This window comes from Rhizobium pantanalense (assembly GCF_030182525.1).
In the GTDB taxonomy this organism is placed as follows: domain Bacteria; phylum Pseudomonadota; class Alphaproteobacteria; order Rhizobiales; family Rhizobiaceae; genus Rhizobium.
Genome location: NZ_JAQJCH010000001.1, coordinates 1,265,433 through 1,286,610 on the forward strand (window position 1 = coordinate 1,265,433; position 21,178 = coordinate 1,286,610).

The window sequence follows — 21,178 nt, forward strand, 5'->3', positions numbered from 1 at the left end:
CGGACGCTCAAGCGGCCGGACGGATCAGGATGTGCTTCTTCTTGCCGAGAGAGAGCTTAATAATACCATCGGCTGTGACTTCGCCGGTACCAATCACCTTGCGCTCGTCGCTGATGGCCTGATCGTTGATGCGCACTGCGCCGCCCTGCACATGACGGCGTGCCTCGCCGTTCGAACCGGCAAGGCCGGCGCGTACGATCAGAGCCAGCAGGCCGATGCCGGCGTCGAGTTCGGAGGAGGGAACATCGATCGACGGCAGGTTTTCGGAAAGGCCACCTTCCTCGAAGGTCTTGCGCGCAGTTTCGGCCGCTTGTTCTGCTGCCGCGCGGCCGTGAAGGATCGCCGTGACTTCGGTCGCAAGAATCTTTTTGACTTCGTTGAGTTCGGAGCCTGCGATGGCGGAAAGCCGTGCGATTTCGTCCATCGGCAACGTCGTGAACAGCTTGAGGAACCGCGGAACGTCGGCATCCTCGGTATTGCGCCAGTACTGCCAGAAATCATAGACCGGCAGCAGGTCGGCATTCAGCCAGACGGCGCCGGAAGCAGACTTGCCCATCTTGGCGCCCGAAGAGGTGGTCAGCAGCGGCGAGGTCAGAGCAAAGAGCTGCTTGGTCCCCATGCGGTGACCGAGATCGATGCCGTTGACGATATTGCCCCACTGATCCGAGCCACCCATCTGCAGGCGGCAATCGTAACGCTTGGCCAATTCGACGAAATCGTAGGCCTGAAGGATCATATAGTTGAATTCGAGGAATGATAGCGACTGTTCGCGGTCAAGTCTCGTCTTCACGCTGTCGAAGGACAGCATGCGGTTGACGGAAAAATGCCGGCCGACATCGCGTAGGAATTCGAGATAGTTCAGCGAGCGCAGCCATTCGGCATTGTTGATCATCAAGGCCGCGTTGCCGGACTTGTTGTAGTCCAGGTAGTTCGAGAAGCAGCGCTTGATCGAAGCGATATTGTCCTCGATCATATCGACGGTCATCAATTTGCGGGCTTCCTCCTTGAACGAGGGGTCGCCGACCATGCCGGTGCCGCCGCCCATCAAGGAGATCGGCCGATGGCCGGTCGCCTGCAACCAGTGCAGCATCATGATCTGGGTGAGGTGGCCGACATGCAGGCTCGATGCCGTCGGATCATAGCCGATATAGGCCGTCACGGTTTCCTTGGCGAAGAGGTCGTCGAGGCCAGCTTCATCGGAAATCTGATGAATGAAGCCGCGCTCTTGCAGGGTTCGCAGGAAATCGGATTTGAACTCAGCCATGATCTTGGTCTCTCGAGGCCGCAACCTTGGAGGATGCGGTGAAGTCGCTATTGTTTGATGTCGCGGGGCGCGTTTATCACCGATTTACCGGCGCGTCACCATTTTGGTGGGGGAGACGACAAGTTTCGACGTCAGCGGGATATGTAAACAAGCGCTTCTGAACGTCAATAGATCGTAACATCGCCGCGAAGCCGCCGGGAATAAGCCGCGCATTCGCCCGAATCAAATCCTAGTGATTTCCCGTTGATCCCGTACGCACCTCATGTTTCGTGAAAGAAACCGGTATGTCGCCTCTGCTTTCGAAGATGGGATTGTCATCCAAAAAGACGATCTGGGCATTTTTTGCCATGATGTTGGTTTTGGCCGGTATCGCCGCTGCGAATCCGGCCGAAGCTCAAGGTTCCCCTGAAAAGAGAATAGCGCTTGTCGTCGGTAACGCCGCCTATACGGTGGGCTCGCTTCCGACGCCAGCCAACGATGCCGGCCTGATCGCGCAGACGCTGCAGGCTGCGGGCTTCGATGTGATAGGAGCACGCGACCTCGACCAGAACGGGTTGCGCGACGCGATGCGCGACTTTCTGACGAAGGCCAACGCGTCAGGCCCCAATACCGTCATCTTCGTCTATCTGGCGGGCTATGGTGTGCAATATCAGGGCGACAATTATTTCGCGCCTGTCGATGCACAGATCACCAATGCCACGGATGTCCCCGTCCAGGCGGTCCGCGTGAGCGACTTCACCAAGTCGCTGGCCGCGATCAACAATCGCGGCAGCATTGTCGTGCTGGACGCGGCGAGGGCCAATCCATTCGTGCATTCCAGTCAGCCACTGGCCGGCGGTCTGGCGCTGGTCGATCCCGACGTCAATCAGCTGATTGCCTTCAATGCGGCGCCCGGCACGGTCGCACCGCAGGAGGCAGGTCCGTATGGTTCCTACGCGCATGCGCTGGCGGAGATGATCCGGGTTGGCGGCCTTTCGCTTGATGACGTCTTCGATCGCACACGGTTGCGGGTCGGCGACTTGACCAAGGGTGCCGAGATTTCCTGGGATGCCTCCAAGTTCAAGAACGCCTTTACTTTCTTCGATCGCGGTCCGAATGCACCGGCTGCTGCGGTGTCGAGCACCGAGGACGTGGCAAACCGGACGAAGCCCATTCGCGATTTCGACGAGCGGGATGCCTATTTCGCCGCGCTCGATCGCGACACGTTGCAGGGCTATGAGGACTTCCTCGCCGCCTATCCAAACGACTCCATGGCAAGGCGTGTGCGCGCCATTGTCGCCGCCCGCCGCGAGGCTATCACCTGGCGCGAGACCTGGATTGCCGATACGCCCGAGGCCTATTGGTCTTATCTGAGGCGTTATCCGCGTGGTCCCCATGTCTGGGATGCCCGCCGCCGTCTCGAGCATTTCGAGGCAGCGCTCGAACCGCCGCCGTCCTTCACCGTCATCGAATATGACGTGCCGCCACCGCCGCCGCCGGAAATCGTTTATGTCGAGCGGCCGGTGCTTTACTTCGACGATGCCGACTTCGGCTATGCACCGCCGCCACCGCCCGTCTTTCTGGCACCACCGCCGCCGGATTTCGTCGTGCTGGCGCCTCCGCAGCCCGCGGTCGATCTCTATGTATTGCCGGAGCCTACCTATGTTCCGGTCCCTGCATGGGTCGAACCGCCACGCGATATCGCGCCGCCGGAAAACAACATCATCTTCAACAACATCCACAATACGGTCGTGAACAACACGACGGTCATCAACAACAATACCACCGTTACTGAGAATGGTGTCGCACCTGCCACCCCTGGGTTGATGACGGGCCAGAAACTCGCCGGTGCGGCTGTCATCGCCGGAGCAGGGGCTGCAGCACTGCATGTTGCGCTGCCGCCGTCGGTACAGAAGAAAGCAGCAGTTCTGCAGAAGCAGAATCCTGCCGCGGCCGCCAAAGCAGCACCGGGAGCCGCTCCGGCGGTCACGCCTTCGGCGCAGCCGCAGGGCGGAAATGCCGCTGCCCACGTGCTTCCCGGCACCAATGGTCAGCCGCTGCCGGCTGGTGGCAAGCAGCCCGTTAATCCGGGAACGGGCCAGACGAAGCAGGGGCAATCGCCGTCAGCTGCGCCGAATGCAATGCATAATCCGGCTGTAGCCACGCAACCTGCCCAGCAAGGCGCAAATGCCAATGCGCACGCGCTTCCCGGTGCGAATGGTCAGCCTTTGCCAGCCACGGGCAAGCCAGCCAACCCTGGCGCAACTCAGACGAAACAGGCTCAACAGCCTCAGGCCACGTCGAACGCCAATGCCCATGCGCTTCCCGGTGCCAAGGGGCAACCGCTCCCGGCGGGTGGCAATGTGCCTGCCATGAAGGGGCAAAACCAGATTGCCAAGACCCCGGCACCCCAAGCAGCGCCGAGCGGTAAACCTAATCCGGTTGCCGCTGCACCGAAGCCCAATGCGCATGCCCCAGCAGCTCCAGCCATCGCCCTCAGAACTCAGGCGAAGCCCAAGGCGGTCCCCAGCAACCAAGCTCGAGTCAACCCTCAGCCTCATGTCGCTGCCGCCCCGCCCCGGCAAGCCAATCCGGCTCCTGCACAGCCCAAACCCGTGCCGCATGTGGTGGTACAGGCGCCCAAGCCGCACGCTCAGCCGAAGCCGCAACCGCAGCCGAAGGTCGTGCAGCAACAGGTGAAGAGATCCCCTCCGCCTCCGCCGCAGAAGCCTCCGGAAAAGAAGAAGTGCGGCGCTCCCGGCCTGCCGGCATGTCACTGACCGATGATACCAAGCGATAATCTGGAGGCCCGCTTCGGCGGGCCTTCGCATGCAATATCGTCGCGTGATCGGCTTGTTGAAATCAGGTTGAGCGGTTAGCACTGAGCCACCGGTTGTCAATCGGCGCTGGCATGCACGTTACGGCAGGCTGCAGATCCATCACGAAACAGGCAGGCAGATGAGTGACACTATCATACTCGAAACCCCGCGCCTCGTGCTGACGATGTGGGACAAGAGTGATGCCGAAGTGATTCGGCAATTGCATTTGACCATTGAAACAACGCGCTATCTCTCGGGTGCAGCACCATGGACGCTGGAAAAAGCCGAGGAACGGCTGAAAAGCTGGTTCGATGAACATGCGCGCGACGGCGTGACCAAGTACAAGATGCTGCGGCGCGAGGATGGACGCTTTATCGGCCGTGCCGGCTTTTCGCGCTTCCAGGAGAGAGGGCGGGGCGAGTTCGAACTCGGCTATTCGCTTCGGCGTGATGCGTGGGGCAACGGCTATGCCACCGAAATCGCTGGCGCGCTCGCGCGGTGGTTTTTCCGCCGCGGCTTTGCCGATCGGTTCATCGCATTCACGCATCCGGAAAATACTGCTTCGCAGCGGGTACTTCAAAAAATCGGGATGCAGTACGAAGCACCGATCGTTGTCAGCGGTACTCCGGGCCTTTGCTTCAGGATGTCGCGCCAGGAGTTCCGGTAAAAGTTCGCAAACGATTTTGACCGGAATGCGTAAGCAGCAAAATTGAGCGTTTCCGTGTTTCAAAGAACGGCGGAAACGCTCTGAGAGAGGCGCCGCTTCTTATCGAATGCGCTTGGCGGCCGGCTCCGGCACGAGTTCGCCGTTCAGGCGGCGGTCGAGGTAGTCCTCGCATTCGCCGAGCAGCGTTTCGACCTGGCCGTTGAAGAAGTGGTTGGCGCCCGGCACGACCTTGTGCGTGATCAGGATGCCCTTCTGCGTCTTCAGCTTCTCGACGAGGCCGTTGACGTCCTTTTCTGGAGCAACCTTGTCCGCATCACCGTTGATGATCAGGCCGGATGACGGGCAGGGGGCAAGGAAGGAGAAGTCATAGATGTTCGGCTGCGGCGCGATCGACATGAAGCCTTCGATCTCGGGGCGACGCATCAGCAGCTGCATGCCGATCCAGGCGCCGAAGGAGTAGCCGGCAACCCAGCAGCTCTTCGAATCGGGATGGAGGCTCTGGACCCAGTCGAGTGCAGAGGCAGCATCGGAAAGCTCGCCGGCGCCATGATCGAATTCGCCCTGGCTGCGGCCGATGCCACGGAAATTGAAGCGGAGCGTGGTGAAGCCGCGCTTCTGGAACATATAGAAGAGCTGGTAGACCACCTGATTGTTCATCGTGCCGCCAAATTGCGGATGGGGATGAAGGATAATCGCGATCGGGGCGCTCTTTTCCTTGGAGGGCTGATAGCGGCCTTCAAGGCGACCCGCGGGGCCGTTGAAAATTACTTCGGGCATCGATACTCCGGCTCTTCTTTTTCTGCGTTCAAACCCTACGGCACGCAGCAAGTTGACTTGACGAATGCGCTCATCTTTTCTAGAACGCAGTTTAGAACAATTCGAAACTTGATGCGGTGTTCCGCCTGTTGTCTGTGCAACGGTTTGTGGAACGTGTCATAAGGCATGCCCGGCTGAAATTTCAAGGAAAATGAGCCGGCCGCAGCAAAGCAAAGTCGCGCAGGAAGAAGATTATGGCGGCAACACGCCTCTATCTCGACTGGAATGCTACCGCACCGCTCCATCCGGCGGCGCGCGAAGCCATGCTGCGTGCGATGGATATTCAAGGCAACCCCAATTCTGTTCACGGCGAAGGTAGGGCGGCGCGCGCAGCTGTCGAGGCCGCACGCCGGCAGGTTGCGGCTCTTACGGGCGCGGAAGCTGCCCATGTGGTTTTCACCAGCGGCGCCACCGAGGCGGCGAATATGGTGCTGACGCCGGAATTCCGGATGGGGCGTACGCCGCTTGTCGTCAGCCACCTTTATATATCGGCCGTCGAGCATCCAGCCGTGCGCGAAGGCGGGCGATTTGTCAGGGATAATGTCAGCGAAATACCGGTGACATCGGACGGTACGGTCGATCTTGCTGCGCTGGAGGCCATGCTTGCCGCCCACGACAAGGCGAGCGGCCTGCCGATGGTTGCCATCATGCTCGCCAATAACGAGACCGGGATTGTCCAGCCTGTCGGCGAAGCGGCCAAGCTCGTTCAGGCCGCGGGCGGCCTCTTTGTGGTGGATGCCGTTCAGGCGGCCGGCCGCGTTCCGCTCGATATCAATGCGATCGGCGCGGATTTCCTGATTATCTCCTCGCACAAGATCGGCGGCCCTAAGGGTGCCGGCGCGCTCGTCTCTCGCGGCGAGGTGCTTATGCCGAAGCCGTTGATCCATGGCGGCGGCCAGGAAAAAGGCCATCGCTCCGGCACGGAAAACACGCTTGCCATTATCGGCTTCGGTGCCGCCGCCGAGGCTGCTGCTGCAGACTTCGAGGTTCGCAATGCCGCGATCGGTTCCTTGCGCGACCGGCTGGAAGCGGGCATGGAACTGGCGGCACCCGATGTCATCATTCATGGTAGAGGCGGCGCCCGTGTTCCGAACACCAGCTTTTTCACGCTGCCGGGACTGAAATCCGAAACCGGTCAGATCGCTTTCGACCTGGAAGGTGTGGCGATTTCTGCCGGGTCCGCTTGCTCGTCTGGCAAGGTCGGCGAGAGCCATGTGCTCGTGGCGATGGGATGCGATCCCAAGCTTGGAGCGTTGCGCATTTCGCTGGGTCCGACCACGACCGAGGCGGATATTGAGCGCGCAATCGCCACATTTTCCCGCATCGCAGCAAGGCGCAAGCTGGCAGGTGCGGCGGCCTGACGGTCACAATTTTGCGGAAACCGAAATTTCCGCTTGCCAAGCGGGGTGAAAAGTCCCTTTTGGCCGACTACATAGGGGGCAGACATAAGTCTGCCGCAACGTTGACAAGCTGCCGGACCTTGGATCCGGCGAGATTGGAGAACGAAATGCCTGCAGTCCAGGAAACGGTCGATCAGGTTCGCCAGATCGACGTGGACCAGTATAAGTATGGTTTCGAGACCACGATCGAAGTGGAAAAGGCTCCCAAGGGTCTTTCCGAAGACATCATCCGCTTCATCTCCGCCAAGAAGCAGGAGCCGGATTGGATGCTCGAATGGCGCCTTGAAGCCTATCGCCGTTGGCTGACGCTGGAAGAGCCCACATGGGCGCGCGTCGACTACCCGAAGATCGACTTCAACGACATTCACTATTATGCCGCGCCGAAGAAGTTCACCGGCCCGAAGTCGCTCGACGACGTCGATCCGGAACTGTTGAAGACCTACGAGAAACTCGGCATTCCGCTGCGCGAGCAGGAGATTCTTGCCGGCGTCGAAAAGTCGAAGATCGCCGTCGACGCGGTGTTCGATTCCGTTTCGGTCGTCACGACCTTCAAGGAAGAGCTGAAGAAGGCCGGCGTGATCTTCATGTCGATCTCGGAAGCCATTCGCGAGCATCCGGAGCTGGTGCGCAAATATCTCGGCTCCGTCGTGCCGACGTCGGATAATTTCTATGCGACGCTGAATTCGGCCGTCTTCACCGATGGCTCCTTCGTCTTCGTGCCGAAGGGCGTTCGTTGCCCGATGGAACTTTCGACCTACTTCCGCATCAACGAGAAGAACACCGGCCAGTTCGAGCGCACGCTGATCATTGCCGAAGAGGGAGCCTACGTCTCCTATCTCGAAGGCTGCACGGCGCCGCAGCGCGACGAAAACCAGCTGCATGCCGCGGTCGTCGAACTGGTTGCGCTCGATGATGCCGAGATCAAGTATTCGACCGTGCAGAACTGGTATCCGGGCGACAAGCACGGAAAGGGCGGCATCTACAACTTCGTCACCAAGCGTGGCGATTGCCGCGGCCACCGCTCTAAGATTTCCTGGACGCAGGTCGAGACCGGCTCTGCCATCACGTGGAAATATCCGTCCTGCATCCTGCGCGGCGACGACAGCCGTGGCGAGTTCTATTCCATCGCGGTTTCGAACGGTCATCAGCAGGTCGACAGTGGCACCAAGATGATCCATCTTGGCAAGAACACGTCGAGCCGCATCATCTCGAAGGGTATTGCCGCCGGCGTCTCGCAGAATACCTATCGCGGTCAGGTTTCGGCGCATCGCCGCGCGACCAATGCCCGCAACTTCACGCAGTGCGACTCACTGCTGATCGGCGACAAGTGCGGCGCTCATACGGTGCCCTACATCGAGGCGAAGAATTCGTCCGCGCAGTTCGAGCATGAAGCCACAACGTCGAAGATTTCCGAAGACCAGCTGTTCTACTGCCTGCAGCGTGGCATTCCCGAGGAAGCGGCGATCGCGCTGATCGTCAACGGCTTCGTCAAGGAAGTGCTGCAGGAGCTGCCGATGGAATTCGCCGTCGAAGCACAGAAGCTGATCGGCATCTCGCTCGAAGGCAGCGTCGGCTGACGCACGAACCAGAATTAGCTTTGGCGCGCGCTGCGCGCCGCACCTTCATTCCTGCGATAGGATACTAAAATGCTTGAAATCAAGAACCTGCACGCCCGTATCGCCGAAGACGGCACCGAGATCATCCGTGGCCTGAACCTGACCGTGAAGGCGGGTGAAGTCGCCGCCATCATGGGCCCGAACGGCTCCGGCAAATCGACACTTTCCTACATCCTCGCCGGTCGTGAGGATTATGAAGTCACCGAGGGTGACATCCTCTATAACGGCGAGAGCATTCTGGAGCTCGACGCTGCCGAGCGCGCCGCCAAGGGTATCTTCCTGGCCTTCCAGTATCCGGTCGAAATCCCCGGCGTTGCCACGATGCAGTTCCTGAAGGTGGCGTTGAACGAGCAGCGCAAGGCGCGTGGCGAAGACGAGTTGACGACGCCGGACTTCCTGCGTCGCGTCAAGGATGCTGCGGCCAAGCTGCAGATCAACATGGACATGCTGAAGCGTCCGCTCAACGTCGGCTTCTCCGGCGGTGAAAAGAAGCGCGCCGAAATCCTGCAAATGGCGCTCCTGGAGCCGCAGCTTTGCGTGCTCGACGAAACCGATTCCGGCCTCGACATCGACGCGCTGAAGATCGTCGCCGATGGCGTCAATGCACTGCGCTCTCCGGATCGCGCCGTGATCGTCATCACCCACTATCAGCGCCTGCTCGACTATATCGTTCCGGACACCGTTCACGTCCTCTACAAGGGCCAGGTGATCAAGTCCGGTGACAAGACGCTGGCGCATGAGCTGGAAGCCAACGGCTACGCCGACATCATCGGAGCTGCAGCCTGATCGAGGCGGAAAGGACACGTCGATGAACATTCAGACGACGAACCGCCTCACCGCCGCGGAGACGGCGCTGATCGAGGCGTATAACGACCAGATGGGCGATCTGCCCGGTGACGGCGAAGTCTTTGCCGTCCGCGATCGCCTGCTGGACGAGCTGAAGACCGCCGGTCTGCCGACGCGCCGGATCGAGGCATGGCACTATACAGATTTCAAGAACCTGCTGCGACTGGTTCCGAGCGACATCGGCAAGGGCCTTGCCGAAGCGTTGCCGCCGACGGTTGAGGGATCGTCGGTTATCGCCGTCCTTCAGGGCAAGGCAAGCGAGAAGGCATCGGTCAAAAACCTGACCATTGCGCGCTACGCCGATAGCCTGATCAATGGCGCGGCTGCTATCGGCCTCGAAGCCCTTGGCAAGGATGACGCTATCGGTCGCATCAATGCGAGCTTCGTGCGCGACGGCTATGTCATCGATTTCCCGGATGGCACCGAACTCGATGAGCCGCTCGAAGTGCAGTTCATCCATGCCGGCGGTCAGATCCACAGCCGCCTGCCAGTTACTTTCGGTGCCGACGTCAAGGCAACCTTTATCGAGCGTCATCAGGCGGTCGAAGGCGCTGCCGCGCTGGTTTCCTCGGTCAGCGAAGTCAAGATCGGCAAAGGGTCCGAGATCACCTGGATTATCCTGCAGGAGCAGGGCAGCGAAGACACTCATCTCGGCCAGCTCCGCATCGATCTCGGAGAAGATGCCAAGCTGAAGCTGTTCGTCATCAACGCCGGCGGCAAGCTGGTGCGCCAGGAACTGTATATCAAGGTCGTGGGCGAGGGCGCGGATCTGACGCTGCGCGGCATCAATCTGCTCGGTGGCGATACGCATACCGATGTAACGATGGTGCTTGGTCATGATGTTCCGAACACAAGTTCCACGGAAGTTATCCGCAATGTGGTGTTCGACCGCGCTCGCGGCGTTTTCCAGGGCATGATCCGGGTCGCACCGGATGCGCAGAAGACCGACGCCAAGATGGCCTGCAACACGCTGCTGATGTCCGACGATGCCGAGTTTTCGGTGAAGCCTGAGCTTGAAATCTTCGCTGATGACGTACAGTGCGGCCATGGCGCCACTGTCGCGGATATCGACGGCAACCATCTCTACTATTTGATGGCGCGCGGCATTCCGGAGAAGAAGGCGCGGGCCATGCTCGTCAACGCCTTTGTGGCCGAGATCGTCGAGGAACTGGAAGACGAAGCCCTGGTCGAGGCGCTGGAAGGCGTTATCTCCGGCTGGCTGGAAAAGCACGCCTGATTGGAGGCAAAGCTCGTGGACAAGATCGTGCCGGCAACGGCCTATGATGTCGAAGCCATCCGCCGGGATTTTCCGATCCTGGCGAAGACGGTGCACGGCAAGCCGCTCGTCTATCTCGATAACGGCGCCTCCGCGCAGAAGCCGCAGGTCGTCATCGATGCCATCTCGCATGCCTATTCCAACGAATATGCGAATGTGCATCGCGGGCTGCATTTCCTGTCCAATGCCGCCACGGAAGCCTATGAGGCGGCTCGCGAAAAGGTGCGCCGCTTCCTGAATGCGCCGTCGGTCGACGACATCGTCTTCACCAAGAACTCGACGGAAGCGATCAACACGGTCGCCTACGGCTGGGGTATGCCTAAGATTGGCGAGGGCGACGAGATTGTCGTCTCCATTATGGAGCATCACTCCAATATCGTTCCCTGGCATTTCATTCGCGAGCGTCAGGGTGCGAAGCTCGTCTGGGTGCCAGTCGACGACGAGGGCGCGTTCCATATCGAGGATTTCGAAAAGAGCCTGACGGAGCGCACGAAGCTCGTCGCCATCACGCATATGTCGAACGCGCTTGGAACTGTCGTTCCAGTGAAGGAAGTGTGCCGCATTGCCCATGAGCGCGGCATTCCAGTCCTGATCGACGGCTCGCAGGGTGCCGTGCATATGCCTGTCGACGTGCAGGATATCGATTGCGACTGGTACGTCATGACCGGTCACAAGCTTTACGGGCCATCGGGCATCGGCGTTCTCTACGGCAAGAAGGAGCGGCTTGCCGAGATGCGGCCGTTCCAGGGCGGCGGCGAGATGATCTTCGACGTCACCGAGGAAAACGTCACCTATAACGAGCCGCCGCACCGCTTCGAAGCGGGAACGCCGCCGATCGTTCAGGCGATCGGTCTTGGCTATGCGCTTGATTATATGGATAGTATCGGTCGTGAAGCGATTGCTCGCCATGAGGCTGATCTGGCTGCATATGCGGCGGAGCGTTTGCGCGATATCAATTCGCTGCGCGTGATCGGTACGGCGCCGGGCAAGGGTGGCATTTTCTCCTTCGAGCTTGCGGGAATTCACTCCCACGACGTCTCGATGGTGATCGATCGCCAGGGTGTAGCGGTTCGCGCGGGCACGCATTGCGCCCAGCCGCTCTTGAAACGCTTCGGCGTTACCTCCACATGCCGTGCATCGTTCGGCATGTACAATACGCGCGCCGAGGTGGATGCCTTGGCCGACGCACTGGAATATGCACGGAAATTCTTTGCCTGAGGAGGCAAGCGATGTCACTCGACGAAAGCGAACAGAAGATCGACGCACGCGAAGGGATCGTGCATTCCAGCATTCCCGCAGATGAACTGGCGCGCCTCAGCGACGACATCATCTCTGCGCTGAAAACGGTCTACGATCCGGAAATTCCGGCCGATATCTTCGAACTCGGCCTGGTCTACAAGATCGATATCGAAGACGACCGGATGGTGAAGATCGTCATGACCTTGACAGCACCGGGTTGCCCGGTTGCCGGCGAAATGCCGGGCTGGGTCGAAAATGCCGTCGGCGCCGTCGAAGGCGTTTCCGGCGTCGATGTCAGCATGACCTTCGATCCGCCGTGGACGCCGGATCGCATGTCGGAAGAAGCGCAGGTCGCCGTCGGCTGGTATTGAAGCTTTAGGCCGCCGGCTTTACATTGAGACTCGAAGCGCCGGATCTTGACCCCGGTTGCGGAAGGAGAATGAGCCCATGGGCTTCGCAATCATGAGCATGACGGATGCGGCAGCAGCCCGCGTCAAGGCGATCGTCGAGAATTCCGGTCCCGATGCCAAGGGCGTTCGCGTTGGCATCAAGAAGGGCGGCTGCGCCGGGATGGAATATACCATCGACCTGGTGACCGAGCCGAATGCGAAAGACGACCTGATCGAGCGCGATGGCGCAAAGGTCTGGGTCGAGCCCTCGGCCGTCCTTTATTTGCTCGGCACGGAAATGGGCTTCGAGACGACGACGTTGCGCTCGGGCTTCATCTTCACCAATCCGAACCAGACATCGGCCTGCGGCTGCGGCGAGTCCGTCGAGCTGAAACCTGCCGATCTGGCTGCTCTGGCGGCTCAGCGACAGGCAGCGCAACCCGCCTAAAACACCTCCTATATTTCACCTTGCTGCATTTCGTGCTTTGATCGATGGATGCTGAGGGTCTTCTGTCGCCCTCGGCTGACCGGCGGCTTCGAGCCGGATGAGGTCGGGGCGCGCAAGGGGAGCTTATGGCGACTGCGGCGTGGGTTTACACATTGATCCCGGCGGCAGCAGCCATCGCGGGTGCCGCGGTTGCGGTGAATACGCGGCCGGGACCTAATCTAGTCAGCGCCATCCAGCATTTTGCAGCCGGCGTCGTGTTTGCGGCTGCCGCCGGAGAAATTTTGCCTGATGTTATGCATCGCGGCTACCCCGTGGCGACGGTGATCGGCGGCGCGATCGGCGTCGGCGTGATGTTGCTGGTCAAGCAACTGGAAAATTGGGCTAAAGGGCCGGTCGGCCTTCTCGCCGCTATCGGCATCGACATCCTGATCGATGGCCTCGTGCTCGGCATTGGCTTTGCAGCCGGCCCCAAAGTTGGTTTGCTGCTGACGATCGCGCTGACGCTAGAGGTGCTGTTTCTTGGCTTGACGGTAGCGAATGAGCTTGGCGAGAGCGTTCGCTCTCGAGCCAGGATTGTCGCAATCACGGCAGCGCTTGCGTTGTTGCTGCCGATCGGCGCCTTGTTCGGAGCGCCGGTCGCTTCATTGCCTAGCCCTGTTTTGACTGGCTTCTTTGCGTTCGGTCTGATTGCGCTTCTCTATCTCGTCACCGAGGAGCTGCTGGTCGAAGCCCATGAAACGCCGGATCGTCCATGGGTGACGCCGATGTTCTTTGCCGGTTTCCTAGTGCTGCTTCTGCTCGAAGAGGCGATCGGTTAGCGGCCCTCGGGATTGGGAAGCGAATTCCTAGTTTGCGGCTGGCACCGGCGTCAGCTTGAGCCCTAGCGCCTTGACGACCTTCAGGATGGTCGCGAATTCCGGATTCCCGTCGCCGCTGAGAGCGCGATAGAGCGCCGAACGGTTCATGCCGACATCCTTGGCGAGCTTGCTCATGTTGCGCGTGCGTGCCACTTCACCCAGCGCCTTGGCGATCGAGGCCGGATCGTCGGTTTCGAAGGCGGCGGCGATGTAGTTGTCGGGATTGTCCACGTCGAATCGTTCCGGCATAAATCTGAATTCCAGGGCCCCATTGTGGCGTCATCAAAAACGCCGCGCATCCTTTCGGACACGCGGCGTTTTCATAGACAAGTTTCACGATAGATTTATGTCTGTTTCCAGCGAAGCGACTGAACCGCTTCGCTTTTTTGCAAAAATCCTATTCCGCGGCCTCCGCGTAGGATTCCAGCGGCGGGCAGGTGCAGATGAGGTTGCGATCGCCATAGACGTTGTCGATGCGATTGACCGGCGACCAGTATTTATCGACGCGGAAGGCGCCGGGTGGGAAGCAGGCCTGTTCGCGCGAATAGGGGCGATCCCATTCGCCGACGAGGTCTTCCACCGTGTGCGGCGCGTTCTTCAGCGGATTGTTGGTCTTGTCCATCCGGCCGTCTTCGATGGCGCGAGCTTCCTCGCGGATGGCCAGCATTGCCTCGCAGAAGCGGTCGAGTTCGGCCTTCGTTTCCGATTCCGTGGGCTCGATCATCAGCGTGCCGGCAACAGGCCAGCTCATGGTCGGTGCGTGGAAGCCGCAATCGATCAGGCGCTTGGCGACATCGTCGACCGTCACGCCGGCGCTTGCGGCCAGCGGGCGGGTGTCGATGATGCATTCATGCGCCACGCGTCCGTCCTTGGACTTGTAGAGCACGTCATAGGCGCCCTTGAGACGGGCAGCGATATAGTTGGCGTTGAGGATCGCCACCTTCGTTGCCTGCGTCAGGCCTTCGCCGCCCATCATCAGGCAATAGCTCCAGGAGATCGGCAGGATCGAGGCCGAACCGAAGGCTGCTGCTGAGACCGCACCGCTGCGGCCGTCCGTTTCCGGATGGCCGGGCAGGTGAGGCGCCAGATGCGCCTTGACGCCGATCGGACCCATGCCGGGCCCGCCGCCGCCATGCGGGATGCAGAAGGTCTTGTGCAGGTTCAGGTGGCTGACATCGGAGCCGATATCGCCGGGACGCGACAGGCCGACCATAGCGTTCATGTTGGCGCCGTCGAGATAGACCTGACCGCCATGCTTATGCACGAGATCGCAAATCTCCTTCACCGTCTCCTCGAACACGCCATGCGTCGAAGGGTAGGTGATCATGCAGCAGGAGAGGTTGTCGGCATATTGCTCGGTCTTTGCGCGGAAATCGGCCATATCGATATCGCCATCGTCGCTGACCTTGACCACCACGACCTTCATGCCCGCCATCTGTGCCGAGGCGGGGTTGGTGCCGTGGGCGGAAGTCGGGATGAGGCAGATGTCGCGATGACCCTGGCCATTGGCAACGTGGTAATTGCGGATGGTCAGCAGGCCGGCATATTCGCCCTGCGCGCCGGAGTTCGGCTGCATGGAGAAGGCGTCGTAGCCTGTTACGGCGCAGAGCTTTTCCGTCAGGTCGTCGATCATTTCTCGGTAGCCGAGCGCCTGATCGGCCGGGACGAATGGATGGATATCCGAGAATTCCGGCCAGGTGATCGGCAGCATTTCCGCCGTGGCGTTCAGCTTCATGGTGCAGGAGCCGAGCGGGATCATCGAGCGGTCGAGCGCCAGGTCGCGGTCGGAGAGACGACGGATATAACGCGTCATCTCGCTTTCGGCGCGGTTCATGTGGAAGATCGGATGCGAGAGGTATTCGCTGGTGCGCAGCAGGGTTCTCGGCAGGCGATAGGACGGCTCGAAATCTGCGATGCGGAAATCGCCGCCGAATGCGCGCCAGACGGCTTCGACCGTCGCCGGACGGGTGCGCTCGTCCAGGCTGATGCCGATCTTCGTTTCGCCGACCTTGCGCAGGTTCACGCCCTCAGCGACGGCTGCACGCAGGATGAGAGCCTGCATGTGACCGACTTCGACTGTGATCGTATCGAAAAAGGTCTCCGGCTCAACGGTATAGCCAAGCTTTTCCAGGCCCTTGGCCATCAGCACGGCCTTCTGGTGGACCTGCTGGGCAATGGCCTTCAGGCCCTGCGGACCGTGGAAGACCGCATACATAGAGGCCATGACGGCGAGCAGCACCTGCGCGGTGCAGATATTCGACGTCGCCTTTTCACGACGGATATGCTGCTCGCGGGTCTGCAGCGACAGGCGATAGGCGCGATTGCCGCGCGCATCGATGGAAACGCCGACGAGACGGCCGGGCATGGAGCGCTTGTAGTCGTCCTTGACGGCCATAAATGCGGCATGCGGCCCGCCATAGCCAACCGGAACGCCGAAGCGCTGCGACGAGCCGATGGCGATATCCGCACCCATTTCGCCAGGGGATTTCAGTAGGGTCAACGCCAGGAGATCGGTCGCCAGGATCGCGATGGCACCGGTCTGATGCAGGCGGGCGATCAGACCGCTAAAATCATTGATGTGACCATGCGTACCCGGATACTGGAAGATGGCGCCGAAGACGTCGACCGGATCGAGATCGGTGAAGGGATTGCCGACAATGACGGTCCAGCCGAGTGGCTCGGCTCGCGTCCTGATCAACGCAATGGTTTGGGGATGGCAGCCGGCATCGACGAAGAAGGCCTTCGCCTTCGATTTGGCGACGCGTTCCGCCATGGCCATGCCCTCGGCTGCGGCCGTCGCTTCATCGAGCAGGGAGGCGTTGGCGACATCGAGACCCGTGAGGTCGCTGATCATCGTCTGGTAGTTCAGCAGCGCTTCGAGGCGGCCCTGGCTGATTTCCGGCTGGTAGGGTGTATAGGCCGTGTACCAGGCCGGATTTTCCAGGATGTTGCGCTGGATGACCGGCGGCGTGATCGTGCCGTAATAGCCCTGGCCGATGAGCGAAACGAGAACCTTGTTCTTGTTGGCGGTCTCGCGCAAACGGTCGAGCGCCTCGCGCTCCGTCATGGGAGCGCCCCAGGTGAGCGGCGTCTTCTGACGGATTGCCGGCGGCAGCGTCGCGTCGATCAGTCCGTCGAGGCTCTTGTAGCCGATCACCTTTAGCATATCGGCCATCTCGGAGGGAGATGGGCCGATATGGCGGCGATTGGCGAAATCGTATGGCTGGTAGTCGGTGAAGGTGAACTCAGTCGGCGTCGTCATTATCCGATCAGCTCCTTGTAACCGGATTCATCAAGGAGACCATCGAGATCACCGACATTCCTCAGTTTCAGCTTGAAGAACCAGCCGGCACCCATCGGGTCGGAATTGACGAGGGCCGGATCGGCAGTGATGGCTTCGTTGACTTCGGTGATCTCTCCGTCGAGCGGACAATAGACTTCGGAGGCTGCCTTGACGGATTCGACGGTTGCCGCGTCGGCTCCCTTGGAGAAGCTGGCACCGACCTCGGGCAACTCAACGAAAACGAGATCGCCGAGCTGTTCGGCGGCATGGGCCGTAATACCCACGATTGCGACATCGCCTTCGACCTTCAGCCACTCATGTTCTTCGGTGAATTTCAGCATGGATAATCCTCTCTGGAAAAGACGTTCAACGTTTGTAGGTTGGTTTGATGAAAGGCAGGCTGCTGACGACGACGGGCAGATATTTGCCGCGCACTTCAGCGTAGACGGTGGTGCCGGGAGCGGTGAATTCGGTCGGTACGTAACCCATGGCAACGGGGGACTCGACACTCGGACCAAAACCGCCCGAGGTGACTTCGCCGATCTCGCTCTCGCCTTCGGTATCGGCATAGAGTTTGGCATGACCGCGCACCGGCGCCTTACCCTCCGGCTTCAGGCCGACACGGCGGCGTGAGGTGCCGTGATCAAGTTCGCCGAGGATGCGGGTTGCGCCAGGAAAGCCGCCGGCGCGGACACCGCCGGCCTTGCGGGCCTTCTGGATCGCCCATTCCAGCGCGCCTTCGATCGGCGTCGTCGTCTGGTCGATATCGTTGCCATAAAGGCAGAGGCCGGCCTCCAGGCGCAGGGAGTCACGAGCGCCGAGGCCGATCGGCTGGACGTCCGGATGCTCCAGCAGCCGCTTGGCGATATCCTCGGCCTTATCAGCCGGAACGGAGATTTCGAAACCGTCTTCGCCGCTATAGCCGGAGCGCGACACAAGGCAGGAGACATCGTGGAGGCGACAATGGCGCACATCCATGAATTTCATATAGGCGATATCGGCCCAGAGCTCGGCAAGCACGTCGACGGCGCGAGGTCCCTGAAGGGCAATGAGGGCGCGATCGAGTAATGTAACTTCGCAGCTATCGCCGATATGATCTTGAAGATGCTTGAAATCTTGTTCTTTGCAGGCAGCGTTGACGACGACGAAAAGATAGTCGTCCATATGGGTGATCATCAGATCGTCGAGGATGCCGCCCTTGTCGTCGGTGAAGAAGCCATAGCGCTGGCGATTTTCGGCGAGGCCGAGAATATCGACCGGCACCAGGCTTTCCAATGCCAGTGCCGCATCCTCATATTTGCCGGAGCGGGCGCGGATCGTCACCTGACCCATATGCGACACGTCGAACAGGCCGGCAGAGGATCGAGTCCAGAGATGTTCCTTCAGCACGCCTGGCGCATACTGCACGGGCATGTCGTAGCCTGCGAACGGCACCATGCGGGCACCGAGAGACACATGCAGGGCATGAAGGGGGGTGGTCTTGAGGGCAGCGGTCTCGTCCAAATGACGCCTCCGGGTTTTGCGCTCGTTTCGAAGCGCAGAGCTCACACTTTCGGCGCGGTTGCGCCTTGCGTTGAGCCCCCTCTGTCTGTTTGCCTGAGATTGTTATCCCTTCGGCGAACGCTTGCGCGCTTCTCTCCAGAGTTCCGTCTGCCCCTTGCTGGTCCTTTGGCCTGAGAGTTTCCGGGGCGGTTGCTCCTTCGGCACCGGCTTGCGCCGGATTCTCCCAACAAGGTTGACAGCCATTATCCGGTCCCGGACAGAGATGGCAAGGGGCAAATGTCGTCGCTGAACAAATTTTTGTCGCGCCAATCAATCCTGCGTTTCCTAATGAATACGGGCCTTTGCAACAGAGATGGGAGAGGCTATCCCTTTTCCTCAATTGAGGAGCCGGGCAGGAGATGACCATGAACCGCAACTATGCCGCCGCATTGCTGATTTCGATTGGCGCACTTTCGTTTCCCTCCGGTGGAGCGATGGCTGAGGACAGTGGCGCGATGAAATCCATGCCCGGGATGCAAATGGATGCGGGTGCGGCGCCTTCCGGCTCCGCGACTGCCAAGCTTGGCGATCTCGATATCAGCGGCGGCTATGTCCGCGCCATGCTTCCCGGCCAACCGGTCGGCGGCGGTTATATCACCATCCATAACGGCGGCAAGATCGACGATAAGCTGACCTCAGTGACCTCCTCGGCGGCCGGCAAGGTGGAACTGCACGAGATGAAGATGGAGGGCGAGATCATGAAGATGCGCGAGGTCAAGGGCGGCATCGCCATTCCCGCCGGCGCGACCGTTACGCTTGCGCCCAGCACGATGCACATGATGTTCAAGCAGGTGAAGGCGCCCTTTAAGCAGGGCAGCGTGGTGCCCGTGATGCTGATGTTCGACAAGGCGGGCATGGTCGACGTCAATCTGCCCGTCGTCTCGGCCAAGGGAAGCTGAGCCAGAAAATTATCCTGCCGTATAATTCCGGGTTTCCACTTTTCCTCGAAATGCTCTAAAGCCACGTCAAAAGGCTCGGAAATCTCCGGCCGCGGGGCTGATCGTCCCGTTGTTTGAATTTGCATGATCCGCCCAATGCGCCTGCCGCTTTTCCGGGACATGCCGAGGTACTTGAAAGAAGAAGAATGGCCGGGATTGAGCATATTAAGGTCGAGCCTGACGAGGCCGGCATGCGCCTGGACCGCTGGTTCAAGGTGCATTTTCCAGGGCTCGGCTTTGGGCAATTGCAGAAGCTGCTGCGCTCGGGCCAGGTGCGTGTCGATGGTGGCCGCGTGAAGACGGATGCGCGTGTGCAGCCGGGCCAGATGGTGCGCGTGCCGCCGCTCGACGTCGATGCCAAGGGGCCGAAAGATGGGCCTATTGCCAGCAATGACCTGAAACACTCCGGCGACGCCGAGCTTCTTGCGCGCATGCTGCTGCATGAAGACGACAAGGTCTATGTGCTGAACAAGCCGGCAGGCCTCGCGGTGCAGGGCGGCTCCGGCTTGACCCGTCATATCGACAAGATGCTCGAGGCATGGACGAGCAAGAAGGGCGAGAAGCCACGCCTGGTGCACCGTCTCGACCGCGACACCTCGGGCGTGCTCGTCGTTGCCCGCACCCGCGGTGCCGCGCAGAAGTTGACGGCAGCCTTTCGCGAGCGCGACACCAAGAAGACTTATTGGTCGCTGGTCAAGGGCGTGCCGCGCAAGCACGAGGACAAGATCTCCACCTGGCTGGTGAAGGAAGCGACGCCGGATGGCGACCGCATGCGCATAGCCAAACATGGAGAGGAGGGCGCCGATCACGCCATCTCCTACTATCGCGTGCTCGAGACCGCAGCGCAGAGCCTCGCCTGGCTGGAAATGGAGCCCTATACCGGCCGTACTCACCAGTTGCGTGTTCATGCACTGCATATGGGCCATCCGATCATCGGCGACCCCAAATATTTCGATGACGATCCGAATTGGGATTTTCCCGGTGGTGTGCAGAAGCGCCTGCATCTGCATGCGCGCCATATCGATATCCCGCATCCGAGCGGCGGACGCCTGCGCGTCACCGCGCCTTTGCCGCCGCACATGGTGCAGACTTGGAACCTTCTCGGCTTCGATATGGAATCGGCAGGGGAGCCGGACGACGAATGAAGCTGGTATTATTCGATTGTGACGGCACGCTGGTCGACAGCGCGCGGCTAATCCATGAGGTCATGGCACGTACCTTCGTGGCCTTCGGTTACAAGCGTCCCGATGTTTCCGCGACGAAATCGATCATCGGCCTGACGCTCGATATCGCCATTGCCCGCCTGCAGGGCAAGCCACATGTCGACGACGAAGCGATCGCCATGACGGCGCATTACAAGTCGATCTTTCCGGAAGTGCGGGACGAGGCGGACATGCAGACGCCGCTCTTCGACGGCATCAAGCCATTGATCGAGACGCTTGCGGCCCACGATGAGCTGCTGATCGGTGCAGTCACGGGCAAATCCCGCCGCGGTTTGACCCATATTCTTGAGGTCAACGAGTTCACGCCCTATTTTATCGTCTCGCGCACTGCCGATGATTGCCCGTCGAAGCCGCATCCGGCGATGGTGACGGAATGCTGTGACGAGACTGGCATGGACCCCCACGACACGATCGTGATCGGCGATGCCATCTACGACATGCAGATGGCGAAGGCGGCGGGCGCGACCGCCATCGGCGTTGCATGGGGCTACGCCTCCGTCGAGGAATTGCTGGCGGCTGGGGCAGATGCCATAGCCCACCATCCGAACGACTTGTTGAGCCATATTCTCTGAGGTG

19 protein-coding genes and 1 riboswitch are annotated in these 21,178 nt (G+C 60.3%); of the genes, 13 read left to right on the forward strand and 6 right to left on the reverse strand.

Annotated features, from left to right (window positions below; genetic code table 11):
* Positions 1–7 precede the first annotated feature (7 nt).
* On the reverse strand, positions 8–1,264 hold the full coding sequence (gene tyrS, locus PH558_RS06005) for a tyrosine--tRNA ligase (protein ID WP_095434985.1): 1,257 nt from the start codon (positions 1,262–1,264) through the stop codon (positions 8–10).
* Positions 1,265–1,548: 284 nt separating this feature from the next.
* Between tyrS and PH558_RS06010 the strand changes: the two genes are divergently transcribed.
* A complete protein-coding gene (locus tag PH558_RS06010; RefSeq protein WP_285202686.1) occupies positions 1,549–4,023 on the forward strand; it encodes a caspase family protein in 2,475 nt (824 codons plus the stop codon).
* A gap of 178 nt (positions 4,024–4,201) precedes the next feature.
* A complete protein-coding gene (locus tag PH558_RS06015) occupies positions 4,202–4,729 on the forward strand; it encodes a GNAT family N-acetyltransferase (RefSeq protein WP_285202687.1) in 528 nt (175 codons plus the stop codon).
* A gap of 99 nt (positions 4,730–4,828) precedes the next feature.
* Here the strand turns inward: PH558_RS06015 and PH558_RS06020 are convergent, their stop codons facing one another.
* Complete coding sequence (locus tag PH558_RS06020; RefSeq protein WP_004108794.1) at positions 4,829–5,506, reverse strand: alpha/beta hydrolase; 678 nt, start codon at positions 5,504–5,506, stop codon at positions 4,829–4,831.
* A gap of 233 nt (positions 5,507–5,739) precedes the next feature.
* Here PH558_RS06020 and PH558_RS06025 point away from each other — a divergent pair, with 233 nt between their 5' ends.
* The 8 genes from PH558_RS06025 (at position 5,740) to PH558_RS06060 (ending at position 13,577) form a co-directional block, all read left to right on the forward strand.
* Positions 5,740–6,906: a cysteine desulfurase family protein gene (locus tag PH558_RS06025; protein WP_113410255.1), complete on the forward strand. Its 1,167-nt coding sequence runs from the start codon at positions 5,740–5,742 to the stop codon at positions 6,904–6,906.
* A 146-nt stretch (positions 6,907–7,052) separates the two neighbouring features.
* Complete coding sequence (gene sufB / locus PH558_RS06030; protein ID WP_095434981.1) at positions 7,053–8,522, forward strand: Fe-S cluster assembly protein SufB; 1,470 nt, start codon at positions 7,053–7,055, stop codon at positions 8,520–8,522.
* 69 nt (positions 8,523–8,591) lie between these two features.
* Positions 8,592–9,347, forward strand: a complete 756-nt coding sequence (gene sufC / locus PH558_RS06035; protein WP_092716448.1) for a Fe-S cluster assembly ATPase SufC — start codon at positions 8,592–8,594, stop codon at positions 9,345–9,347.
* Between the two features lie 22 nt (positions 9,348–9,369).
* On the forward strand, positions 9,370–10,644 hold the full coding sequence (gene sufD / locus PH558_RS06040) for a Fe-S cluster assembly protein SufD (protein WP_285202691.1): 1,275 nt from the start codon (positions 9,370–9,372) through the stop codon (positions 10,642–10,644).
* Between the two features lie 15 nt (positions 10,645–10,659).
* Entirely contained in the window at positions 10,660–11,901 is a 1,242-nt protein-coding gene (locus PH558_RS06045; RefSeq protein WP_015340011.1) for a cysteine desulfurase, read from the forward strand.
* Between the two features lie 11 nt (positions 11,902–11,912).
* Positions 11,913–12,293, forward strand: coding sequence for an SUF system Fe-S cluster assembly protein (locus tag PH558_RS06050; RefSeq protein ID WP_069612273.1), 381 nt, complete (start codon positions 11,913–11,915; stop codon positions 12,291–12,293).
* A 76-nt stretch (positions 12,294–12,369) separates the two neighbouring features.
* Positions 12,370–12,759, forward strand: a complete 390-nt coding sequence (gene sufA, locus PH558_RS06055) for a Fe-S cluster assembly scaffold SufA (protein ID WP_285202695.1) — start codon at positions 12,370–12,372, stop codon at positions 12,757–12,759.
* A gap of 125 nt (positions 12,760–12,884) precedes the next feature.
* Positions 12,885–13,577 (forward strand): ZIP family metal transporter, encoded by a 693-nt coding sequence (locus tag PH558_RS06060; RefSeq protein ID WP_285202696.1) that lies wholly within the window; start codon positions 12,885–12,887, stop codon positions 13,575–13,577.
* Positions 13,578–13,604: 27 nt separating this feature from the next.
* Here the strand turns inward: PH558_RS06060 and PH558_RS06065 are convergent, their stop codons facing one another.
* From PH558_RS06065 to gcvT, 4 genes are all read right to left on the reverse strand, one after another.
* Positions 13,605–13,865 carry an addiction module antidote protein gene (locus PH558_RS06065; protein WP_095434977.1) on the reverse strand — a complete coding sequence of 87 codons (261 nt, stop codon included), beginning with the start codon at positions 13,863–13,865 and terminating at the stop codon, positions 13,605–13,607.
* 148 nt (positions 13,866–14,013) lie between these two features.
* The gene (gene gcvP / locus PH558_RS06070) at positions 14,014–16,878 is read right to left on the reverse strand and encodes an aminomethyl-transferring glycine dehydrogenase (RefSeq protein ID WP_285202697.1); all 2,865 of its coding nucleotides are present in this window, start codon (positions 16,876–16,878) and stop codon (positions 14,014–14,016) included.
* Positions 16,878–17,240 carry a glycine cleavage system protein GcvH gene (gcvH, locus tag PH558_RS06075; protein WP_113410250.1) on the reverse strand — a complete coding sequence of 121 codons (363 nt, stop codon included), beginning with the start codon at positions 17,238–17,240 and terminating at the stop codon, positions 16,878–16,880. The genes gcvP and gcvH overlap by 1 nt, the downstream gene beginning before the upstream one ends.
* Before the next feature lie 25 nt (positions 17,241–17,265).
* Positions 17,266–18,402, reverse strand: coding sequence for a glycine cleavage system aminomethyltransferase GcvT (gene gcvT / locus PH558_RS06080; RefSeq protein WP_285202698.1), 1,137 nt, complete (start codon positions 18,400–18,402; stop codon positions 17,266–17,268).
* A gap of 148 nt (positions 18,403–18,550) precedes the next feature.
* Positions 18,551–18,638, reverse strand: a riboswitch (glycine riboswitch).
* A gap of 168 nt (positions 18,639–18,806) precedes the next feature.
* Between gcvT and PH558_RS06085 the strand changes: the two genes are divergently transcribed.
* From PH558_RS06085 to PH558_RS06095, 3 genes are all read left to right on the forward strand, one after another.
* Complete coding sequence (locus PH558_RS06085) at positions 18,807–19,340, forward strand: copper chaperone PCu(A)C (RefSeq protein WP_285202699.1); 534 nt, start codon at positions 18,807–18,809, stop codon at positions 19,338–19,340.
* A 185-nt stretch (positions 19,341–19,525) separates the two neighbouring features.
* Positions 19,526–20,524 carry an RluA family pseudouridine synthase gene (locus PH558_RS06090; RefSeq protein ID WP_285202700.1) on the forward strand — a complete coding sequence of 333 codons (999 nt, stop codon included), beginning with the start codon at positions 19,526–19,528 and terminating at the stop codon, positions 20,522–20,524.
* Entirely contained in the window at positions 20,521–21,174 is a 654-nt protein-coding gene (locus tag PH558_RS06095) for an HAD-IA family hydrolase (protein ID WP_113410247.1), read from the forward strand. The genes PH558_RS06090 and PH558_RS06095 overlap by 4 nt, the downstream gene beginning before the upstream one ends.
* Positions 21,175–21,178: the final 4 nt, after the last annotated feature.